This window comes from Rhodocytophaga aerolata, assembly GCF_030503435.1.
Taxonomy (GTDB): domain Bacteria; phylum Bacteroidota; class Bacteroidia; order Cytophagales; family 172606-1; genus Rhodocytophaga; species Rhodocytophaga aerolata.
This window is the reverse complement of the sequence record NZ_JAUKPO010000091.1, coordinates 1-6,349: the sequence shown is the minus strand read 5'-3', so window position 1 is coordinate 6,349 and position 6,349 is coordinate 1. Positions and strand designations below refer to the sequence as shown.

Here is a 6,349-nt window from a genome sequence, read left to right as displayed (position 1 = left end):
CCTCTGGCCTACTTTTGAATTAATACACTGGCGTATCAATCGACTAATATATACAGGGAGTAGGATCATGGATGAATCGTGGAGAAATAACGTTTATTTCTCCTGTTGTTGATTTAGGTTAAATATCAAAAGTTGACAACAGGTAAACGAAGACTGTAAGGTTTGGTTATTGATGGGAAGGAGAGTAGAGGGCAAAAAATCTATCCCCTGTTAAAACCTTCACCCCTAAACAAGCAAAGGGAAGCAGTATGAAGGGATGGAAGTATAGCCCGATTAATCAGCTTGTTTAATCAACTTGATTGCTTTAGGCAAGGGATTCTGATGGATCAGATGGAGATAATATTGCAGGTTGGTGCAAACCCTGCTTCTAAGAGAAAGGGGCATATTTCATACAGAGCTTTTTATCAACCTGCCAGATACCAAGAAACGAGCTCTTTGGGATCCGATAACCTTTGTCCCATTTTCTACGTATATAATCCTATATAATGCAAAAAAGTGTATATAAAAAGGCACTATCCCAAGAGATGATGGTGCTTTTTTCATGTGTCCCCCTGCCTTTTACTACCATTCACTAGGGCTTATTCCAGGGAAGAATGGACATGGGAGAAGTGCCTTGAAGAGAAAAAACATTTTTCTAGATCTTTTGCGCTCACAGCGGTTTTCCTAGCTTTTTCTTTCTTAGTAGGTAAATTTTTTCATTCAATTTTTCTGCTTGGGGTGAGAAAGTTAACTTTCTGATAATCCTGCTTCCGGATCTTCTACCGGCACAACGACAAGTCCTGCCACTTCTGGTGGTGCGGATGATGCCGAATCGAGCGATGACAAGCAAACCGATGACAAGCAAGTACAACCTGCGGCTACCCCTAAAGATAGCACTGGAAAAAAAGAGGACCCTGCCCAAAACAAAGACAATAAGTAAGCAAGAGGTGAGTACCGTTGTTTATGGTAAGTAAGCTAACGCCTTGGTTCCATACATGTTGATTCCATACATAGATGGCAGTCATGCATTCGTATAGTAGCCTACAGGCAAGTGAATACTTGCCGATATTTTCTTTCTAAGCCCTCTAGCAAGCTAGAAAACCAGGGGCTAAGCAGTTAGCTTCTCAAAAGGCTTTGTTTGAAAGAAAGGCCTAAACTTTTTTGCAGCAAGGTCTTTTATTTTCTTACAAAAAGGGTTAGCTCCAAAAAAATAATCAATAGTACGCAGCTACTCCAAGCAGGCCAGGTATGGGTAAAATCAAAGGGGTCTCTTTTATGACCAGCCATTTCACTGCCTATCAGGATAGTGATCATAACAAGTAAGATTGGAAGGGCAATGCCCAGAAGGATTCGCTGAGCCAAACTCAACTTAGTAAATAAAATACGTATACGCTTCAACAAGTTCAAGGTATTGAAAGAAAGAAAAGCTAAGTTAGGAAGCTTTATTTGAAAAGATAGTAAAAAGAGCGGCTACTCTTTTTATCCCACCTGCTTTGTTGTATTGCTTACCCAATAGGGCTAGCTATGGCTGCTTTTTCTTTAGTTTAGCGCAGTGACAAGCTATCATCCGGCAGCCGGTCGAGAGGCTGGCATTCGCCGTTACAGCAGATCATGACTAGCCATTTAAGTGCAGCTTAGATGGAGAGGTAGTAGGTTGTTAGTTCCTTGTACCACGCCATGCTAGTAGGCGCTTAGCATTGACACGCAATAAGGCAGCCATTTTCTCCCATTAACCTCCGTTACCACAGATGATCCCCGGTTATGATCAAGCATGGAGCGGCTGATCGGCTCCTACCGCTCCAACAATCAAAGGGGATTTTACCAAGGCTTTTTTCTTCAAGGAGAACCAAATAAGGGAGGTAGTTGTACGGGTATTGGAAAAAAATACAGATTCTTGTTCGACATTTTCTTTTTACATACGTATAAGTGAGGTGGTATTAAAAAATAGTACCATTCCTAAAAAAACGCTCTTTTTAGTTCATGATGTATTCTCAAAAAACAGACTATTCGTTTGGCAGAGTGGAACCTTACCCGCACAGTTGCTGGAAAGCCAACAGGATAGGGTCTGTAGGCTTTCCTCGTAGAGGCGATAGGTACGACAAGGAAAGGTAAAATGTATGAACCCTTCAGGGGGTACCCTGCTTGGGTGTTGTTAGCTCTCCAAGATCTATGCTGACATACTTGCAAGCAGGGGAAAGGGGAAATGAAATGACTTACTGATGGGGTACAAAGAGAGGCTAGAGGCATTTGCCTAGCTAAGTAGAAGGGGTGCTGCCATGGGCCTTTTAGAATAAAAGTGTAAAAAGGGAAATATTTTTTAATTAAGCTAGCATTGAGGCATGAAACAATTTAACAAAATCTTACTAGTCGAAGACCAGGACATTGATGCCTATTTAAGTAAAACGGTCTTGCAACAAATGGGGCTTGCTCAAGAGGTGATTCTCTGTAAAGATGGACAGCAAGCCTTAGCCTATATTGATCAATTAAGCGAGGAAAAGCTACTAGAAGCAGACAAACAAGCCGACTTAGACCTGATTCTACTTGATATCAAAATGCCGGGTATGGACGGATTTGCGTTTTTGCAGGAACTTAGACAAAGCTATCAAAAGCACTATACCGTAGTGATTCTGTCTGCCTCAGAAAATGCCACTGATATCAGTCAGGCTGCTAGCTTTGCCGCTAGTTATTACCTAGTGAAACCCTTAACCGAAGACAAACTACACAAGATGATCAGCCGCTGTTTTGCTCCTTTGGAAAAAAGAATATAAACCAGGCAGAGCTGCTAGTGGTTTGTAAACACGGACAAGGGAGTGCAGGCATTGATTGGCAGGCAGATGATTTATCGAGGACTAGACTCGTCATCTAATTTGCTGCCCGAATAAGCGAAGATGCTCCTCTTTTAAGGGCTTAGAAAAAATGGGTTTCCCCCGTAAAAGTGGTTCTCCCGTAAGTTACGTGCTGTTAGTTTTTAAACTCAGTTGGAGTCATTACTTGTTCTCTTACTGGAATAAGAAATGATGAACAGAACACCTATAAATTTACCAGAGTTACAGATTCAGAAAATTGAAAATTTCAACAATCAAGTAAGTGTTACGGCACATGCTAAAGCTTCTACGGCTATTTGTCCAACATGCGGTGTAGTTTCCCACCGTATCCACAGTTACTATTGGCGCAAGGGGAAAGATCTGCCAATGAGTGGCCAACTAACCGAGCTTCGGATAGAAGCAAGACGATTTCGTTGCACAAACCAAACTTGTGCTAAGCGTACATTTGTTCAACGATTTGACTTCTTACCTTTTAAAGCTCAACGTACTGCAAGATTCACTACTATTTTACAAGCTATAGCCTTTAGCTTAGGGGGTGAAGCCGGCCACCGCTTAGCTGCTCAGTTACAAATGCCTACTAGTGCAGCTTCACTACTGCGTCTAATTCGTAATTGGTCTCCACCACAACCACCTATGCCACGAATAGTAGGTATCGATGATTGGGCTCTGCGTAAGCGGGTCTCTTATGGTACTATTGTGGTGGACTTGGAAACCCATAAGCCTATAGAGCTTTTAAAAGACCGAACAGCTGTTACTGTGAAAGATTGGTTGCTGGAGCATAAAGGTATAGAAGTGATTGCTAGGGATCGTTCTGGTGAATACGCACTAGGTGCTAAGGAGGGCGCTCCACAAGCACTACAGGTAGCTGACCGTTTTCATCTACTTCAGAACTTGAAACAGATGCTGGATCGATTATTAACTAACATGTATCAGCAGATACGGCCATTACTTGTAGAACAAAAAGATAAAGCAGAGCCCATCATTACCCATCTACTTACTAGCATTCGAGACACCTCAACAAGTGAGAGAAAGGCTAGTAAGGCTAGTCGTGAGCAGCGCTTACAGACTTATCAGCAAATAAAACAACTTCAAATTGCTGGGTGGAAAATTGGGCAGATTGCCAGAAGACTTGATATCAATCCTACTACTGTCAGGAAATATTTTTATGCAGAAAGCTTTCCGGAAAGAAACAGAAGATCTACCGGAGGTAGCATCCTGAATCCATATTTGTCCTACCTAGAATCACGCTACCAGGAAGGCTGTCAGAATGCTATGAAGTTATGGCGTGAAATCAGAGAAAAAGGCTATCCAGGCACACACCGTCAAGTATCCAAGTGGATGAGCAAACGCCGTCATCAGGGGGAAACTATAGTAGATAATCAACAAAACAATACAATGATAGAAATTATTAATCCGGCCAATCTTCCACCCGCTGTAACAGATAAAATACCTTCGGCTAGGCAGTTAGCTTGGCTGATGATGTGTGAAGCAGATCAATTAAAAGAAGAGGAATGTGAGCTGTTATTACATATTGGGCAGCATACACAGGTGAAGCAAATTTATTCATTGGCTCAACGCTTTATTCAGATGGTTAAAAAGCAACAAATAGAGCAGTTAGAAGAGTGGCTAAAGGATTGCAAAGCTTCCTGTATTGCTATGTTTCAAACTTTTGCAGCTCGTATAGAACAGGATTCTGCTGCTATCCGAGCTGCTCTGGAGACTGAGTGGAGTAACGGTCAAACAGAAGGACAAATCAACCGACTTAAATTGTTAAAAAGGCAGATGTATGGTAGAGCTAAATTTGATTTACTTCGCAAACGTGTCCTGTATGCAGCCTAAGCACGTAACTTTTGGGAGAACCACCATTTTGGGGAAACTACCTCGTATTTATTGTAGCTAAAAATAAGATCAACATAGAATGAAACTACTGCTAATTTATATCTGCATGGCTTTACAGTTGATACCAACTGTAGGGTTATGTTCCAAACCCCGCCTTGTAATCTCTTCTGATTTTCCGCCCATTGATGTTATTCCAGGCACAATTACGGTTGGCGCCCCAGAGAAAAGATCGGACCCGGATGATGTCCAGTCGATGGTGCGCTTTCTGGTCTATTCCAATGAATTTGAAGTGCTTGGCCTGATTGCTGCATCCGGAACCCTGGCCAATGTTGCCAATAAACAACATATACTGGATGTACTGAACATCTATGAAAAAGCAGAAGGGAATTTAAGAAAACACGATCCCGGTTTTCCTACTGCAGATGCGTTGCGAAAAGTGACGAAAGCCGGTCTTTCAGGTACCTATGCCAAGCTTTATGAGCAGATACTGGGAGAGGGAAAAGATAGTGAAGCCTCTGACTATATCATCCGCTTATTAAAAGACCCTGATACAGAACCCATATGGTTTTGCTTTTGGGGGGGTACCCAGGAACTGGCCCAGGCGCTTTGGCGAATGAAACAGGCCCGGAACCCAAAACTACTCAAACAAGCCATTGCCAAAATCAGAGTCTATATGATTGCCTACCAGGATGGAACCGGGCAGTGGTTAATGGAAAATTTTCCTGATATGTTTATCATTGTTAACAAACAGGCCTTTAAAGGTATCTTCTATAATGCCCCTGGTGCCGATACCACCATGGGGGATCTCTATTGGATAAACAAACATATCAGAATCGATCATGGTCCTTTGGGAATGATCTACCCCGAAAGTGGTTGGGACCATACAAAAAAAGGGGTAATCGAAGGAGATACGCCTTCTTTCCTGTATATGTTCAGTGGCATTTCAGGGTTGAGCCATCTTGAAAAACCAGGGTATGGCGGATGGGGTGGCCTTTTTCGACCACTCACCCAAAACAACAAACACTGGATGGAGGCTGAGCCAGATGGGAAATCTATTAACATGTGGCAATATGCCTTTCAGAATGATTTTGCCGCCAGGATGGACTGGTGTCATGCTGATTTCAGCGCAGCTAATCATAATCCGGTAGTAGTTATCAATGGAGAATCATCAAAAGAAGTACTCATGCATAGGGCAAGAGCCGGCGAAAGGGTAAAACTGAGTGCGGGCGGATCGTATGATCCGGATACTAACAAGCTTTCATACCGGTGGTTTATTTATCCAAAAGACGACAATGTAATAGCTGATCCTTCACTCATAGAAGCTACAGCAGAGAACATGTCTTTCATAATGCCTAGCCTTGAAGCAAACGGGGAACTTCATATAATTTGTGAGGTAAAGGACAACGGAATTCCGGCATTGTATAGTTACCGGAGGATAATCTTTACACATTAAACAACATATGTGACCTGTGCTAGGATTTGGGTTTGGGCGTTACAAAAATTTACATGACAACTGTAGCCTGAAAACAATGCTTTGAAATTGTATAAGCCTTTATTTTGCAAACAGAAGTTCAATAGAAAAATAAAAATTTAATTCACTCGAAGTGGGATGCAAGTGGAAAACAACAAACAAACTGAGTAATAAAATATACCCCTTTCGGGTAACTCGTTTTCATAGCAACAGACATACGTTAAACAACATTCTA

General features: G+C 42.0%; 3 protein-coding genes. All 3 read left to right on the top strand.

Annotated elements, in window-relative coordinates; translation table 11 throughout:
• Positions 1-2,318 precede the first annotated feature (2,318 nt).
• The 3 genes from Q0590_RS36235 (at position 2,319) to Q0590_RS36225 (ending at position 6,096) form a co-directional block, all read left to right on the top strand.
• Positions 2,319-2,747: a response regulator gene (locus tag Q0590_RS36235; RefSeq protein ID WP_302042577.1), complete on the top strand. Its 429-nt coding sequence runs from the start codon at positions 2,319-2,321 to the stop codon at positions 2,745-2,747.
• Between the two features lie 246 nt (positions 2,748-2,993).
• Complete coding sequence (locus Q0590_RS36230) at positions 2,994-4,643, top strand: ISL3 family transposase (protein ID WP_302042576.1); 1,650 nt, start codon at positions 2,994-2,996, stop codon at positions 4,641-4,643.
• Positions 4,644-4,722: 79 nt separating this feature from the next.
• The gene (locus tag Q0590_RS36225) at positions 4,723-6,096 is read left to right on the top strand and encodes a nucleoside hydrolase-like domain-containing protein (RefSeq protein ID WP_302042575.1); all 1,374 of its coding nucleotides are present in this window, start codon (positions 4,723-4,725) and stop codon (positions 6,094-6,096) included.
• Positions 6,097-6,349 lie beyond the last annotated feature (253 nt).